Here is a 16,991-nt window from a genome sequence, read left to right as displayed (position 1 = left end):
GGCCCCTGTCAATTCTTTGAGTTTTAGCCTTGCGGCCGTAGCTCCCAGGCGGGATGCTTAACGCGTTGGCTCCGACACGGGACCCGTGGAAAGGGCCCCACATCCAGCATCCACCGTTTACGGCGTGACTACCAGGGTATCTAATCCTGTTCGCTCCCCACGCTTTCGCTCCTCAGCGTCAGTAACGGCCCAGAGACCTGCCTTCGCCATTGGTGTTCCTCCCGATATCTACACATTCCACCGTTACACCGGGAATTCCAGTCTCCCCTACCGCACTCCAGCCCGCCCGTACCCGGCGCAGACCCACCGTTAAGCGATGGGCTTTCACACCGGACGCGACGAACCGCCTACGAGCCCTTTACGCCCAATAATTCCGGATAACGCTTGCACCCTACGTATTACCGCGGCTGCTGGCACGTAGTTAGCCGGTGCTTATTCCACAGGTACACTCAACGAAAAACGCCTTGCTCCCTGCCAAAAGCGGTTTACAACCCGAAGGCCGTCATCCCGCACGCGGCGTCGCTGCATCAGGCTTGCGCCCATTGTGCAATATTCCCCACTGCTGCCTCCCGTAGGAGTCTGGGCCGTATCTCAGTCCCAATGTGGCCGGTCGCCCTCTCAGGCCGGCTACCCGTCGAAGCCTTGGTGCGCCATTACCACACCAACAAGCTGATAGGACGCGACCCCATCCCATACCAGTAACCCTTTCCCAGAAGACCATGCGATCAACTGGAGCATCCGGCATTACCACCCGTTTCCAGGAGCTATTCCGGAGTACGGGGCAGGTCGGTCACGCATTACTCACCCGTTCGCCACTCTCACCCCCAAGCAAGCTTGAAGGATCCCGTTCGACTTGCATGTGTTAAGCACGCCGCCAGCGTTCATCCTGAGCCAGAATCGAACCCTCCACAAAAAACTTGCAAAGAGAACCATAAATGACCCTCATTAAAAACAATTGACGGAACCTCTAATAAGGAAAGAGGTTCGCACAAAAACCCCGACACCCATCAAACCCCCTCGGGTACTCCGGAAAACCGAAGCGGGCATCGGACTGGCAATCATTGACTATAAAGAAGTAAGTAGTACAACACACTCTTGAGTTCTCAAACCACCACACACAGCCAACCCCGGAACCACACAAGAGCAGGAACCAGAAGCCGACCGGCAGCAAGAGATAAACATACACCAACCCACCCCGGCACGCAAACACACACGACAAAACCACCCCGGAAACGTTGTAAACACAACAATCCACCGGCGTGTCGAAAACAGGCCCAACAAGCCCCACAACCACATCATAACCCCCACCGACACACCACCACACCACCAAAAACCACCAACACACGGCGTGTCACAACAATTCAACCAAACCAACCACCCCATTCACCAACACGACACCCACACGACACCACGCCACACATCCACCCAACCCGACAACCACCCACCGACGCGCTCCGCGCGCCACCTCCCGCCAGCGGGAGGACACAACACACCACACACACGAAACACGCACCACACGAAACCACACACACGAAACACGCCCCCGCCGGCGGGGGCTCCCGGCGAAGCCGGGTGGGGGTGGACCACCACCCACCAGCGACGACCCACCCACCACCGGTGGCAAACACCACAGTCACCATCCTCAGCTCCAAGTGAGCTTGCTAATCATACGATGCGTGTCCTGCCACCAGAGGCGGAGGCGGTTGCGGGGGTTGCTGGTGAACGGGTCGCCGAGCAGCATATGGGCTCCGGACGGAGGCGAAATCCATCGGCACACGAGCCTGATGCCGACGATCGTCGCCGCTTCCAATACGACAATCGCACAAGCACCCGCCACGCCTTCCATCCATGGAATCGTCGCCTGATTCCCGTCCCCCAGACGCATCGCGACCTGTTCCATGATCCGCGTGCCCCATGAGGAAAGCCATGCGCATAGACGCGCCGCATCCATGTTCGCCCATGCGACTGCAAGCCCTGCGAGACCGGTCATCGTGGAGAATGCGACCACGGGTGCGACGAGGATGTTCGCGGGAACCGACCATATCGGCAACTGTGGTTCCATCAGCACTTGAATCGGTAGTGTCGCCACCTGCGCGGCGACGGTCATGGCTATCGCGTCGGCGAGCGCATCGGGCAGCAGCAATGCCATGACGGCGGCCATGGGTCGTGCCATGAGGATGATGCCGAGCACGGCGGCACAGGATAGGGCGAAGCCGAAACTCCATGCCAAGGCGGGGGCCGTCAGCAGCATCACGATCACGGTGACGCATAACGCGCTCAACGCCTGCGAGCGTCGGCCGACGAACAGCGCAGCGGCCGACAACCATCCCATGACCAGTGCGCGGGTGACGCTGTCGCCGGGCGCCATCATCGCCGCCATCAGCGTCGTGGATATGGCGGTCAGGCACGCGACCGCCTGCCGGGGCATAAGCAAGTATGCGCCCACTCTGCGGATCAGCGCGGCGACGATGACGAAATGTCCGCCGGACACGGCCATGAGATGCATGATTCCGGCGCGGCGGAAGCAATCCTCCAGTCGGCTCGCATAGGTTTCATCAATCGGATCGTCTCCCGTCGTCGAATCCTCTGTCGAATCCTCTGCAGAATCCTCTGCCGAATCCGATTCCGGGATTCCCACGTGATCTTGTCCGAGGAATCCCATGGTGAGTCCGGGCACGAGGATCCGTCCGGAATCGTCGAGGCCGTCGGTCGCATGGAAGAAGGCTTCCTGCACGCGTTCACGCCACCGATCGAACAATGGCTGCCGTTCGGTCATGCGTATGCCCGACATGTCCGGCATCGAACCGGAAGCCCCGGCATCGGTCGCCGTGTCGTCATCGTCTCCGGAGACGGTCAGCCAGAGCGGCGTCGCACCGAGTTCCGCTTCCCGCAGTTCCCCGCTCACCCGATAGCCGGCGCCGCGATGCAGTCGTCCGCAATCGGCACCCGACACGAGCAGCCGCACCTGCGCATGTGATCGCGTCGCGACGGCACCATCATCCAGATTGACGAGACGGGTCTCCGCCTGACAGTCGGCGTCTCGCATGGACGATGTTTCGACCGGTTCGATGACGCGCAGTCGTGCGGTGACGCGGACGGGACCGTCGCGCGCGCGGATCGTCGCCGGATCGAACCATACGGCCGATTCCGAGGCCCATGTCGTGACGACGCCCAGCAGAAACGCTCCCACGCACACGACGATCAGCATGCGGCCGACGCCCCGGCGCGCGCATCGTTCCGCCACGATCCATACGAGAAGGACGGCAATCGTCACGACGCATACGGCGATGATCGGAGTCACCGAGCTGCCCTCTCCGCCGAAACCGCCTTCTCCGGAATCGTTTCTTCCGGCGAACAACGCCATGCATCGGGAGAACGCTTCGCGCGCGATCAGACAGGACGCCCACAGGGCGATGGCGACGGGGAGCAGTCGCCGGTCATCGCCGCCACGTTCCAACCGCTCGCTCATCAGACCTTCACCTCCGGCCTGATCTTCTCCAGCGTCTTCGCGCCGATGCCGGGCACGTCGAGCAACTGGTCGACGCTGCTGAACCGTCCGATTGTCGCACGGTGATCGATGATCTTCTGCGCTGTGACCGGACCGATGCCGGGTATGGCGTCGAGCTGCTCCAGCGTGGCCGTGTTCAGGTCGACGCGGGTATCCGTCGGCTGCGACGGCGATTGCCCCGGCGCCGTGCCGGAACCGGTTGCCGCCCCGCCGCCGGACTCCCCCACTGCGCCATCCTCCGTTGAACCGTTCGACGTCGGCCCATCCGTCGTACCGGGACCCGCCGTCGTACCGTTCGATGGCGTACCCCCGCCGTCGTCTTTCTCCGTCGCACCACCGCCGGAAGCGGCCGACGACGTACCGGACGCCGCTTCGATTGCCGCATAGTTCACGGCCTGTCGTATGAGCAGGGTGAGACTCGCGCAGGTGGCCATCACCATGATGAGGATCATCGCCAGCGCCTGCGTGGCACCGAATCTTAACCTCGGTCGGCCATGGCGGGCACGGTCGGCGAAATGCTCGTCCCTGTCAGTTCCGCGCACGCCGGACAGTTCGGAGAGCGCGACTTTCGGCCGCACGTCGTCCGCGACGGGAGGCAGCGAAACCGGCGGCACGGCGAAGTCCGCATGCCCGCCATACGACGGGAACGCATCGTACGCGGTCGACACGTCCGCCGAACCGTATCCGACCACACCTTCGTATCCGACCGCATCACGGTATCCGACGGCATCATCGAAACCGACGGCACCGGCGCCTCCGATGCCGTCGGCATTGCCGTATCCGTCGTATCGGATGCGACCGTTTTCGTTTCCACTATGACGAACGCCCATGCCTCCACTGTGGATGAGGCATGGGCGTCGAGTCCAACGCTCCGGCGAATGTGGATAGAGCCTCAGAATCCTTCACATTCGCCGCGGCGATTGTCTAATTATTGTGTGCTATCCGTGTCACATGTCACGCGGGACACGCGACGCGGATAACGCGGGCGAATCATTCGGCCGGGACGATCGAGACGATCTTCGGGGCCTTGACGATCACCTTGCGCGGCTCCTTGCCGCCGAGACGGGAGGCGACGGCTTCGAGCGCGAGCTTCTCCAGCTCGGCCGGGTCGATGTCCGGGGAGACCTCGAGCTTGGCGCGCACCTTGCCCTTGATCTGCACGACCGCGGTGACCGTATCCTGACCGACGTACCTGTCGTCGGCGACCGGCCACGGCGCGGCGGACAGGGACTCGGCGTGGCCGAGACGCTGCCACATCTCCTCGCAGATGTGCGGGGCGATCGGCGCGAGCATGAGGATCAGCGGCTCGACGGCGGCGCGCGGCACGGCCTTGAGGGAGGTCAGGTGGTTGTTGAGCACGATGAGCTTGGCGATGGCCGTGTTCGGACGCATGTTCTCCATCTCCACGGTCACCTCGGCGATCGTGTTGTTGAGGAGCTTCAGGGTCTTCATATCCGGCGCGTCCTCGCTCACGTGCGCCTCGCCGGTGGTCTCGTCGACCACGTTGCGCCACAGGCGCTGCAGGAAGCGCATGCCGCCGACCACGTTGCGCGTGTTCCACGGACGGGACTCGTCGAGCGGACCCATGCTCATCTCGTACAGGCGGAACGTGTCCGCGCCGTAGTTCTCGTACATGTAGTCCGGCGTGATGATGTTCTTGAGGCTCTTGCCCATCTTGCCGAACTCGCGGTTCGCGTGCTCGCCGTTCCAGGTGAACGTGGGTTCGCCGTTCTCGTCGGCAGGGCCCTCCACGACCTCGTCGGCCGGCACGTACTGGCCGCGGTCGTCGGTGTAGGCGTACGCCTGGATCATGCCCTGGTTGAACAGCTTGTGGAACGGTTCGGCGGAATCCACGTAGCCGAGGTCGAAGAGGATCTTGTGCCAGAAGCGCGAATACAGCAGGTGGAGCACCGCGTGCTCGACGCCGCCGATGTACAGGTCCACGCCGCCCTCATCACCCGAATACTTGTTGTGGTTCGGACCCATCCAGTAGTCGAACTCGTCCTTCTCGACCATGTGGGCCGTGTCGGTCGGGTCGATGTAGCGCATGTAGTACCAGCAGGAGCCGGCCCAGTTCGGCATCGTGTTCGTGTCACGGTAGTAGGTCTTCACACCGTCGCCCAGATCGAGCTCGACCTTCACCCAGTCCTCGTTGCGGCTCAGCGGCGCCTCGGGGTTGGATTCGGCGTCCATCGGGTCGAAGGTGCGCGGCTGGTAGTCGGGCACGTCCGGCAGGTTGATGGGCAGCGCGGAGTCGGGCAGCAGGTGCGGGGTGCCGTCCTCGCCGTAGACGATCGGGAACGGTTCGCCCCAGTAGCGCTGGCGGGAGAACAGCCAGTCGCGCAGACGGTAGGAGACGGTGCCCTTGCCGACGCCGGCGGATTCCAGCCACGCGTTCACCTTGGCGATGGCGTCGTCGACGCGCAGGCCGTCGAGGGAGAGCGCGTCGCCCTTCGCCTTGGTCGCTTCGACGGAGGAGTTGATGACGATGCCGTCGTGGGAGACGAACGGCGCCTTGCCCTCGTAGTTCGCAAGGTCGTCGCCGGATTCCGGCAGCGGCTTGACGGTGTAGATGACCGGCAGTCCGAACTTGACGGCGAAATCGTAGTCTCGCTGGTCGCCGCCCGGCACGGCCATGATGGCGCCGGTGCCGTAGTCCATGAGCACGTAGTCGGCGGTGAACAGCGGCAGCTTCGCGCCGGTGATCGGGTTGATGGCGTACAGGCCGGTGAACAGGCCGGTCTTCTCGCCGGCCTCGTCGACGCGGTCCTTCGCGGTCTTCGATTCGGCGGCGAGACGGTACGCCTTCACGGCCTCGACCGGAGTGGCGTAGCCGCCCTTCCAATCCTCGGGGGTTTCGGCCGGCCACTCGGCGGGCACGTCCTCAAGCAGGTGATGCTCCGGGGAGACGACGGCGAACGTGGTGCCGAACAGGGTGTCCGGACGCGTGGTGTAGATCTCCATGTCGCGCGTGCCGTTCGGGGTCTCGACCTGGAAGTGCACGGAGGCGCCGTGGCTCTCGCCGATCCAGTTGCGCTGCATGAGCTTGACCTTCTCCGGCCAGTCGATGCCGTCGAGATCCTCGATGAGACGGTGGCCGTACTTGGTGATGCGCATAGACCACTGGCGCAGCTCACGCTGGAAGACCGGGAAGTTGCCGCGCTCGGACTTGCCTTCGGCGGTGACCTCCTCGTTGGCGAGCACGGTGCCCAGACCCGGGCACCAGTTCACCGGGGACTTGGAGATATAGGCGAGGCGGAAGTCGTTGAGGATGTCCTGCTGCTCGGCCTCGGTCAAATCGCCCCACGTCTTGCCGTCCGTCTCGTGGCCCGGAATGGCCTTCTCGCCGTTCTCGAACTTGGCGACGAGCTCGGAGATCGGACGGGCGGAGCCCTTCGTGCCGGACGGGTTCGTGGCGTCCTCGTCGTACCAGGAATCGTAGATGCGCGAGAAAATCCACTGGGTCCAACGCACGTAGCCGGGATCGATGGTCGCGAAGGTGCGGCGGTCGTCGAAGCTCAGACCCATGCGGTGCAGCTGACGCGACATGTTCGCGATGTTCTGCTCGGTGGTAATGCGCGGGTGCTGGCCGGTCTGGACGGCGTACTGCTCGGCGGGCAGGCCGAAGGCGTCGTAGCCCATGGCGTGCAGCACGTTCTCGCCCTTCATGCGGTGGTAGCGGGACACCACGTCGGAGGCGAGGTAGCCGAGCGGGTGGCCCACGTGCAGGCCCTTGCCGGACGGGTAGGGGAACATGTCCATCGCGAAGTAGGAGGGGCGTCCCTCGGCGTTGCGGCCCTTGCCGTCCTTCAGGTCGCCGGAGACGTTGGCGGCCCAGAAGGTGCCCTCCTCATCCCACTTCTTCTGCCATTTGTTTTCGATGTCCTGCGCCAGAGCGGCGTTGTAACGGAACTTCGGTTCGGTCTCACTCATACCGCACGATAATACACGCGGGGAGCCCAATCGACGGCCGGGCGGCGGCTTCTCTGGACGGCCGGGAGCTCTCCTGCCGCCGCGTAACCGCATACGCCCGGTTTCCGTGGTTGTCCGGCACAGGAATCCGCCGGATAACGCCGGAATGGCCCGGACTCACGTTAGCCGGCACGGGATTCGGCCACACAACCGCGAAATGGCGCGTTCCGCCGGTATCCGGCGCGAAAAGACTAGTCGGCCTCATCCTTCCTCACATACGTGATTTCGAATTCCTTGACCTTCCGCAGCTTCTGAAGCCGGACCTGCGGGTTGAGACGGTTGCCGTCATAGTACTGGTAGATGTCGAGTCCACGACCGAGTATCACCCGCCATCCGGTATCGGTGACGATGGAACGGTCGTGCCCGGTGTCGCTGAACTCGTAGGTGAACACGATTCCCAGCTGACCGAACGTGTTCTGCACCTGTGTGAAATCCTCAAGCTGCCGATCCATGGTCTCGGCATCAGACGCGGTGATGAGATGCACGTGTACCTCATCGGCCCGATCCGTGTAGGTGAATACGGTTTCGAGGAATTCGACGAAGTTGCGTATCTGATGGGTTTTGCGGATGTAGGGATCCTTGACGGTGATCCGGGAGGCGCCTGCCACGTACGGCCCGAAAAGCCTGTTGTATGTCACGCCCGCACGGTCCTCGGCGAATTCAAGATGATCCGGTTTGGCCGCGGCCGCGGCACGTTCGATCGGATTCATTGGTTTGGGGGCAGGCGTCTTTTCTGCGGGGTCGCCCGCCCCGCCGTTTCCGGAGGACGCTGCGGGTTGCGTTTCAGGCTTGGCCGGGGAGACTGCTCCGGCCATTGCCGTCTCCCCCTCCGGGATCTCATCGTTACTGGCAGAGACGGCGGAGGTGCCTCTCCCCCGCCAGTACAGGTCCGGATAGTCGTCCTCCTCCACCGTGTGTACGGCGATGGGGTCGGGAGAACCGGCGCGCGTGTATGAGAAGTCGACTTCGGCCATGGTGGAATCGATGCGGCACAGCTGGTCCTTGACGCGTTTGCGTCCTTCGATGGCGCAGCGCAGCAGCGGCTCCATCTCCTCCATCGACGCTTCGCCGGACGGGTAGATGAGCTTCATGAGTCCGGAGAAGGTCTTGCGCACGCCGTCCTTGTCTCGCGTGGAGAGCGTGGGCGAGAGCGCGAAGTACTTCTCGTACTTCGACGCGTAGTCCACGTCGCGCAGATTGTGGAGGATCTCGGCGAGATAGTCGACGACGAACCCGTAGCCGTCGGTGAACATCTCGGACCGGATCTGCTCGAACTCCCAGCCGGGCACGTAGTAGTGGATGCGGTCGAGGAACGCGGAATCGTGGTATTGCTTCGGCAGCTCCTCGAACAGGTCGGTGTTCTTGAGCATGTACGGCACGTTGTGGGAGGTGTTGCCGATGAACGCCATGGACGCTTCCGCCTGCATGGTGTTGCGGCCGCGCGAGAACGACTTGTTCGCCATGTAGTTCTTCATGATGTCGACGAGCGCCCGGTCGGCTTTCTTGGTCTTGCCGGCGAATTCGTCGAACGCGACCGTGTCCCAGTAGCCGACGAGGCCGATCTGTCCGCTGGAGTTGTTGACGAACAGTTTCGCCGCGGTCACCTCGCCGCCGGAGATGAGCATGCCGTGCGGTGAGAATTCGGAGTAGATGTGCGATTTGCCGGTGCCTTTGGGACCGAGTTCGATGAGGTTGTAGTTGCGTTCGACGAACGGAATCATGCGTACCAGATGGAGGAGTTTGGCTCGTTCGGAGAACAATGCAGGCTCGAATCCGACCGACTGCATGAGCAGGTCGACCCATTCACCGGCAGTGAACCGCGAGCGCATCGCGAGATAGTTCTCCCGGTCGTCGTGCGACATCTGCACGGGCATGAGCCGGCGCAGCCTCCACGGAACGTCCTTGGGGTCCCCTGAATATGCGTAGACCAGCGTGCACATGCACCAGATGCCGGTGACCAGCAGCTTCGGGTTCTTCTTGACCGTGTCGGAGTCCACGACCACCCGGCTGATGCCGAGGTTCTCGAACATGGCCTCGTACTGGTCGAGCTTCTCGTTGAGCGTCACCTGCACTTTGTCGATGACCTGATATCGGCCTTTCTCGCGAATCTTCGACTGAATGAGGTTGGCTTCCTCACGGTGCACGTAGTTGTCCGCAAGGATGGCCCGCACTCGTTCCACCCCGGCCCGTACGCTTTCCGAATCGGTGGTGGTCACGTATTTGCCAAGCAGGTATTCGAGCACGTATGAGGGTACGAGCGCGTTGCCTTTGACTTTGCCGACCAGATCCTTGCGCACCGTGTAGCCGGAGAATTCACCGGTCACTTTGCGGTCGAGGTCGTTCATCGTCGGAACGTCATCCGTTCCGGTCACGGTCGTGTCGGGCTGTTCGTCGTCTGCCATGATCCCACCTTACGCCTGTTCGTCTGTTTCAGAAGTCGAATCCGTCGTCGAACGAAAGCCCACGTTGGAGTCGGTATTCCGCCGTGGTGTCGAGCCGGCGCATCTGGCTGGAGCCTTCGATCCGTTCACTGAGCCTCAGCTCGATGACGGTGTTGTTGAACCGTGTGGCGTCCGTGGTCAGCAGGAACGTGGCGGGCACATGCCGGTCGGCCGGGTCCTTGGACGTGGAGGCGAAGGCGAGCGGCACCTCATTGGAGATGAGCGTGGCGTGCCCGTCCGGTTCCACGCCCCATAGTCCGGCGAGTATGGTGCGTTCGGAAATCTTGCCGCCGACGGGCTCGGTCTGCAGGAAGTCGACGGTGATCTGTCCGGTGGTGATGCGGTCCGTGTTCTGCAGGATGCGGAATTCCACCGGTCGCGCGTCGTCCGAAGCGGAGCGTCCTTTGTTGATGTGGACGACCGGCACGACGATTTCGGGCAGTGCCGCGCCGCCGTGCACGTAGCGTACGCCGTAGCCTTGAAGGCGCATCCGGTGCAGTCCGTTGGCGACTTGGATGGTCACGTGTTCGTCGTTCGGATCGGACAGACCGACCTGCGCGGCCGTGAACGTGGTGAACGCGGGTTTGCGGGCGAGGTCCGAGCCGGTGACGAAGCGGCGTTTCCTCTGCCAGATTGCATCGCCGGAGGGTTGGTCGCTCAGCCATTCGGCATCGGTCACGTCGTGGTTCTGGTAGAGGAATCCGTGGTCGGCGGTGACAATCATGTTGGTCACGTTCGCGTTGGCGAGTCGTTTGACGATGGTGTCCAGTTCGTTCAGCGCCCGACTGCAGTCAGCGAGCACGTTGGATTCGTTCGCCGGATCGTCGCCGGTCGCGTCGATGACGTTGTGGTAGACGTAGAGCACGCCGCAGGATTTCACCAGATCGCGGTATTCGTCGCGTTTCATGTTGAGCAGCTCTTCGGCTTTCACGGCTTTGCCGTTCACAGCGGCGAGAATAGCGGATCGCGCCTCCATGCCCGCGGTGGCTCTTCCGTCCGCCAGCACGCAGTAATGGTCGGTCGGGTTCAACGCGAGGACCGTGTTCGGCAACAGCGCGGCCATACCGAGCTGCGTGTAGGAGGGCAGCACGCCCAATTGCGCTTCGATGGCGGCGTTCCAGCGGCTTTGCGCGACCAGCCGCTCGCGGAATTCCTCGGCGACCTCGTAGCGCAGCGCGTCGGAGATGATGACGGCGATCTTCCTGCCGGCGTCGGTCACCTTCTTCACGTTGCGCGTGTAGAAGCCGGCCTGCGCGGGGATGCCGTCGATCGACCAGTCGTGCATCGCGTCGACCTGCTTCTGCCATGTGACGCTCAGATCCTTCTGGTATCGGGCGTATTCGCGTTCCAGATCCTCCGCGATCGGATTGCCGGCGAGCGGACGGCCGCCGTCCTTCCATGTGGCGATGAGCCGGCGGTAGCAGCCGTCGACCCGGTACAGTTCATCAGCGTAGAGACGGAATCCGCCTTCGGGAGATGCGATGGATTCGATGAGGGGGCGGGCCTCGCGCAACCGGGCGCGCAACGCGCTGGCGGCGGCGATGATCGCGTAATTCTTGGCGAAGTCGTCATGCCAGAGGCCGTAGCGTCGGGAGGCGACGACGCGCTGCACGTCGCCGTCCGCGATGCTCTCGTTGCCGAGCGCCTCGTACAGCAACGCCACGAGGTGGTCGTCGACTTCACGGAAGATGTCGTGCGACGCCAGTTCCTCGGCGCCCATGCCCGTGACTTCGGATTCGAGGTTGAGTTCGGAGAACACGTCTTCGGCAAGGGCGCGCATGGTCGTCGCGAATCGCGGGTCGTTGCGCCACATGTCGAAGTCGCGTCGGATGTTCGCGTAGTAGTCGGCGCCGTGTGCGGCGTCGGTGAACCCGTTCCATGCCAGTCGGAACAGCCAGAGCACGAAGTCCTTGACCGTGGGGTGTTCCAGTTCTCGCGCGGCGTCGAACCGGTAGATGGTTCGGGTTCCGGTCCAATGGTAGTCGGCGAGTCCCGTCGCCGTGATGCGTTCGATGCCGTCCGCGTCGCCGTCCGCGTATTGTGCGAGCAGCACGCGCCAGATCGATTGGAGGCTCCGCTCCCCCGACGGCAGGTCGAGGAGCGCGGCGACCATGTCCGCCTGGAAGTCGAGTTCGTCGTCGTCCGCCTTCACGCGTCGGGACAACGCTTCGACGAGCACGTCGTCGTCGAAGAACGGTTTGGTACGCCGCATGATGGCGAGCCACGTGTCACGCGTGGATGAGGAGGCCTCGCGCGGGAACATCTCGTTGACGATCATCGACAGCCGGTCGGCGGTGAACCATGGCCCGTATGCCAGTTCGAGGTCCAGCAGCCATCTGTCCTTGTCGGCGGGCAGCGCGCCCGTCACGTAGACGAGGAACTTCGTGGTGGGTTGTTCGATGAGCATGCGGTGCTTCAACGCGAACGGGTTGCGTTCCAGCCGCAGGACCTCCACATCGCGCAACGCGTCGTCCGCCGCGTCGGGTCCTGCGATGCCATCAAGTTGGTCCGCGAACTCGCCGTGCTCGTCGTGCCAGAACACGATGCGTCCGGCACTGTATACCGTGCCGTCGTATTGTGCGAACCGCGCCGCCAGCATCCGGCCGATCTGCGTGCCACTGCTCATGCGAGTTCCTTCCTCCACTCGTGGGTGTCGAGTATGGACGACACTGTACGGTCGTTTATCCCGAAGTTTCGAGTATGGACGACACCTTAGTGGGTTTCACTGGTAGGTGTCGACCATACTCGACACATATCGATTAGCCTTCGCCATTCCCTGTGGTTTCGTCGGCGAGGACATACCGGGTGGATCGCGCAGCACCGATGCGGCGCAGCAATCCGCGGTTCACCAATCCGGTGAGGATCTTCTGGGCTTGGCGCTTGCCGACATTCAGCAATGCCGCGATATTGTCTGACTGCGCTCCACTGTGTTCCCGAATATACGCATACGCTTCTTGTTCCTGCTCATTGAGCTCGAAGGTATCGCGAACTAATCGCGAACTAATCGCGAACTTATCGCGAACCGACTGTTCGTTATCCGGCACCGTATCGACAGTATCGCGAACTGCACCGCCGGTATCCCGCACTCCGGTTGGAGTATCGCGAACTGCGTCGTCGGCGCTCCGGTAGATGTTGATGCGCAGGTCGGTATCGCCGCCGAGGAATTCCGGTTCGCGCAGTCCTGCTTCACGGACCTCCTCGATGATGCGCGGAATACCGCTGCCCCAGTGTTCGATGAGCCGCATGTAGGCGAACGCGGCGGCCAACGCCTCATTGCGGATCTTCGAATAGCCCTCCTTCATACGCGTGATGGTCTGCCCCATCGGCAACCGTCCGGGCGAAGTGATTTCGAGACGGTCGTCGTAGATGGCGACTTGGATGCTCGAATGGTCGATGTAGCTGCGGTGTACGACGGCGTTGACGATGAGTTCGCGAATCGCGTCCGGCGGTATCTCGTACACGTCCTGCCGGTAGACGCCTTCGAACCGTGCGCCCATGTGGATGTTGCGCAGCACGTACTGGTAGGCCTGTTCGACGAGTTCCCATGGTGCGCCGGCGAATTCGCGCCGGTCCACGAACACGGCTTTGGTGGAGCCTTTGAATACGCCGCATTGGATGACGGAACGCACGGGCCCGTTGGTACCGGTCAGGATCGCATAGGCGTTCGTGGGCTTCAGTTCGCCGTCACGTTCGGTCAGCACGCCCCATGAGAGCAACTGCTTGGCGGTTACCGGTTTGACTTGGTCGGCGTCATGTTTCGCGTTGGTTTTGGCGACCGCCGTCATCCGCTCGCACAGTTCGGCGATGCCGTCGTCGGTCGCTTCCAATCCTAGGCATGCGGTCTGGTCGAAGCTGCGGTTGCTGCCTTCGAACAGCAGTTCCTTGACGGTCGCCGAGTCGGCCTGCCGTGTGGTGCCGGCGACGCGCACGAACGTGCCTTGGTCACGTCCCATGGACCTGATGAAGTACGGACGCTGCGCTCCGGGCAGGATCTCGGCGACGATGATTGTTTTGCCGTCGATGTCGCGCATGGAGATGTCCGGGATGATGAGCGGTTCGCAACTGTCGGCGATGGCGTTGGAGATGGCGTCCATGATGGTGAACACCTGATCGTCCGGCACACCGACCACGTTCAACGTCTGATCCTCAATGCCGAACACGATGCGCCCTCCCTCGCCGTTGGCGAACGCCACCGCCGTCTTCACATACTTGATGCTCCGATCCGGCAACGCCACCTTATACTCAACGTTCTTGGATTCACCGGACCATAGACCTCCCATGAACGTTCCTTCTCCTTCCTAGTTCACAGTGGAATATGCCACTTCGCTCACTCGTTTGGTGTATGTCTTGCAGCATACATATGCGGTGGGGTCGAACAGGCACAGGTTCATGCCCCCGTTTCTCAACGTACTGGCATATTTGACTCCATCGTATTGAAGGCTCTTAATGAATTCGGCGATGTACTGCGAAGGAACATATTCGAGGGAATCATCTCCTCTACGCATAGGCTTGGAGATTTCCCGGGACATGCCGTTGAGTATTTCCAAATTCGCGGCCAATAGGGGAAGATCCTCTTCGTCTATGTCGAATGGGCTGATCTCCTCGAGTCTCGACAAATCCGCGATGGTGATTGCCCGATTCAAAACGAACTTCCCGAACGTCACATAATCGTGCATGCCGGCCCGAATCTCATGCAGAGCCGTATCATCCGCTTCAGCATCATTTCCTAAAGTCGTATACAGTTCGCTGATACCCGCCGGGTTGATACGGCCGTTGCCGGCCAGTCCTCGAGGAGGAGCCCCCATGTCCTCTCCCGGAGCGAATCCTTTCGCATCTTTGGCGATTCTCGCTCTCGTCAGAATCGTACCCGGCTTGCAGGTGGCTCTCGTATAGGTAATCAGTTCCTCCAAAGCCTCGAGGTCAATAAACGAAACAAAGAAGCGATTATGGTACTTCAGGTGATCGGCGAACTTCTCCCAATCATGTTCCTTGCCATCCTTCCGCATCCGTTTCAACTGGACAAGGCCACCAAGAAACTTCTCCATCTTATATCCGTCGAAGATTCCGCCCGTCGTCTCTTGGTACATGGAATTCAGCAAATGTCTTGCCCGACTCTCCGAAAGCTTCAGCAAATGCCACCTACTCGTAAGTTCATATGCCAGGGAATGCGCTTGGCTCTCTGTTTCGGAGCTCGCGGTGTCATACAACCCTATGATGGACAGCAGCATATTCTGCAAATCGGCATGTTTGCGGAAGTCATAGACGCAGACACCTCTGCCATCGCAGAAATCACAGTTTCCTCGGACATCGAAGCTTTCCACCAGATCACGGAGTACATGATCTTGGAAACAGTTCACGCAGCAGTTCGTCATCGGTCCGGCCTTTCCGAAAGGAACCAACTCATGAGCTGGAGATGGTGCATGATGGACAGTTTCTTGATGGTCGGCAGGCCGGGGTAAGTGCCGGTCTTCGCATGATTGATGAGTGTCTGCATACCCAACGTCATATGTTCGTACGGCAAACCCTCACGAGCCTCATGCCAGGAGTCCAACTGTCTGGCCGTCTCGATGAATTTCATCGGGGTCTCATGGGCGTCATCACTGACTTCGGAAACGAAATGGTGAATACGCAGCGTCCATTCATCATCAAAATAAACGATATGCAATGCGACCGCCTTGGGCATGCCGCCCCGTTCGGTGTAGTTATCTCCGACAATGGAGTAATCACCGAATCCTACATAGCCCTCTTTCTCATACCACAGATGGTCATCGGAGAAGAATTCATCCGCATGGTCATCCTGTGCATATGCGGCGTTGTTCTCGCGTTTGATGAAAGGGTCCGAGAACAGAATTCGCCTCGATCGGATACCGCTACGTTTCAAATCACGATTCAGCCGTTCACTGTCGGACAATGCGACAGCACGGAAATCGAATTTCTTCAAGTCGCCGATGCGATCTCGATCGCTTTCGGAGACAAACACGATGCCGTCATCCTGGAGCAGAGACTCATCAGCGTTTCGGACCCGTTCTGCGACCTCCACGGCATCCTTGTTCAGCAGAATCACCGGAGACACTGTTCCTGCTGCACCTATCAACGGCTCCGACTCGTTGCGCCCGTATATGTCGAGCTTGGTATCAAGGTCGATGTCCGATGTCAACTCTCCCATGTTCGGGTTCAGCACCACTCCCAGTGCGCTCCCCTCACGCTCACGAAAGAGCCTTATGACCTGATGCAATTGCGGCATATCCCTTACCGGCTCGATGATCGGCACCACATCGCGAGACAGCAAACCCCCTGTAAGCAGCTCACGGAGGGCAAACAGCTCATACTGCCGCGCCCTGAGATATGGATAGTACGTCATCACGCATCCCCCTTGTCGCGTCATCCTCAGCCGGAAGGTCTTCCTTCGAGGTACCTGTTGCATCTTATCGTAACTGAAGTAAAGGGATATGCGCTGCGCCTCCGGGAAACGTTCCAAATCCTCACGGGTCCATGCGTTGCGCTGTTTGATTGCGGCCATAACCAATGCCTGCGCCTTCAGCACGGGAATGTCGAGGAACATCTTTCGGCAAGCGGGGTAGAACATGGCCGGAGGAACATCGGGCAACATGCCGAACTCGGAACGAAGAATCGCCGAATACTCAGGTTTGCGCAGCATTTTCAACAGCTCCAACCCGCTGAGATCATTGTTGTATTCATCCGGCGCTTGTACCTTCTTGAGCGCATTACGTCGTGTCAGTACATAGACGCCTACATGCCTGCCGAATTCAGGCATGACAGCGAGTCGCTCTCGCAGACACGTGAGTTTTTCCTCGGGAATCACGACATTCACATAGGAGAACACCTTGAAATAGTCTTTCAGCTGGCCTTCGAGACGTTCAAAGGTATCAAGGTCGGACTTGATTTCATACACGGTTCCATGCCCATTGATGATCACCGTATCCGCAATGGAATTGGCGACATGCAACTGTCGAAAGGCCTTCGACGTCCTCAAACTATGCGAATGCAGCAGCAACCGATATGCCACCACATCCTGATAGTACGATTCGTCTCTTTCCATCATCCGCATT

At 60.9% G+C, this 16,991-nt stretch carries 8 protein-coding genes and 1 rRNA gene; all 9 read right to left on the bottom strand.

From position 1 onward, the window contains the following. Positions 1-913: ribosomal RNA gene (locus BSTEL_RS00775) — 16S ribosomal RNA — on the bottom strand; the annotation flags it as partial. A gap of 729 nt (positions 914-1,642) precedes the next feature. After that, positions 1,643-3,469, bottom strand: coding sequence for a ComEC/Rec2 family competence protein (locus BSTEL_RS00770; RefSeq protein WP_034525915.1), 1,827 nt, complete (start codon positions 3,467-3,469; stop codon positions 1,643-1,645). After that, positions 3,469-4,338, bottom strand: coding sequence for a ComEA family DNA-binding protein (locus BSTEL_RS12530; RefSeq protein ID WP_051922712.1), 870 nt, complete (start codon positions 4,336-4,338; stop codon positions 3,469-3,471). Before BSTEL_RS12530 ends, BSTEL_RS00770 begins: the two co-directional genes overlap by 1 nt. 160 nt (positions 4,339-4,498) lie before the next feature. Continuing rightward, on the bottom strand, positions 4,499-7,441 hold the full coding sequence (gene leuS / locus BSTEL_RS00760) for a leucine--tRNA ligase (RefSeq protein WP_034525913.1): 2,943 nt from the start codon (positions 7,439-7,441) through the stop codon (positions 4,499-4,501). A gap of 230 nt (positions 7,442-7,671) precedes the next feature. Then, positions 7,672-9,882 carry a BREX system Lon protease-like protein BrxL gene (gene brxL, locus BSTEL_RS00755; RefSeq protein WP_051922711.1) on the bottom strand — a complete coding sequence of 737 codons (2,211 nt, stop codon included), beginning with the start codon at positions 9,880-9,882 and terminating at the stop codon, positions 7,672-7,674. A gap of 28 nt (positions 9,883-9,910) precedes the next feature. Continuing rightward, positions 9,911-12,547 carry a BREX-1 system phosphatase PglZ type A gene (gene pglZ, locus BSTEL_RS00750; RefSeq protein ID WP_034525908.1) on the bottom strand — a complete coding sequence of 879 codons (2,637 nt, stop codon included), beginning with the start codon at positions 12,545-12,547 and terminating at the stop codon, positions 9,911-9,913. 133 nt (positions 12,548-12,680) lie between these two features. Further along, on the bottom strand, positions 12,681-14,201 hold the full coding sequence (locus tag BSTEL_RS00745; RefSeq protein WP_034525904.1) for an ATP-binding protein: 1,521 nt from the start codon (positions 14,199-14,201) through the stop codon (positions 12,681-12,683). 18 nt (positions 14,202-14,219) lie between these two features. After that, positions 14,220-15,293, bottom strand: a complete 1,074-nt coding sequence (locus BSTEL_RS00740) for an RES family NAD+ phosphorylase (RefSeq protein WP_034525900.1) — start codon at positions 15,291-15,293, stop codon at positions 14,220-14,222. After that, positions 15,290-16,981: a sce7725 family protein gene (locus BSTEL_RS00735; protein ID WP_162178958.1), complete on the bottom strand. Its 1,692-nt coding sequence runs from the start codon at positions 16,979-16,981 to the stop codon at positions 15,290-15,292. Before BSTEL_RS00735 ends, BSTEL_RS00740 begins: the two co-directional genes overlap by 4 nt. Positions 16,982-16,991 lie beyond the last annotated feature (10 nt).

Origin of the sequence: Bifidobacterium stellenboschense (assembly GCF_000741785.1) — a bacterium.
Classification (GTDB): Bacteria; Actinomycetota; Actinomycetes; order Actinomycetales; family Bifidobacteriaceae; genus Bifidobacterium; species Bifidobacterium stellenboschense.
The sequence above is the reverse complement of the archived record's forward strand: the minus strand, read 5'-3'. Positions and strand labels throughout refer to the sequence as shown.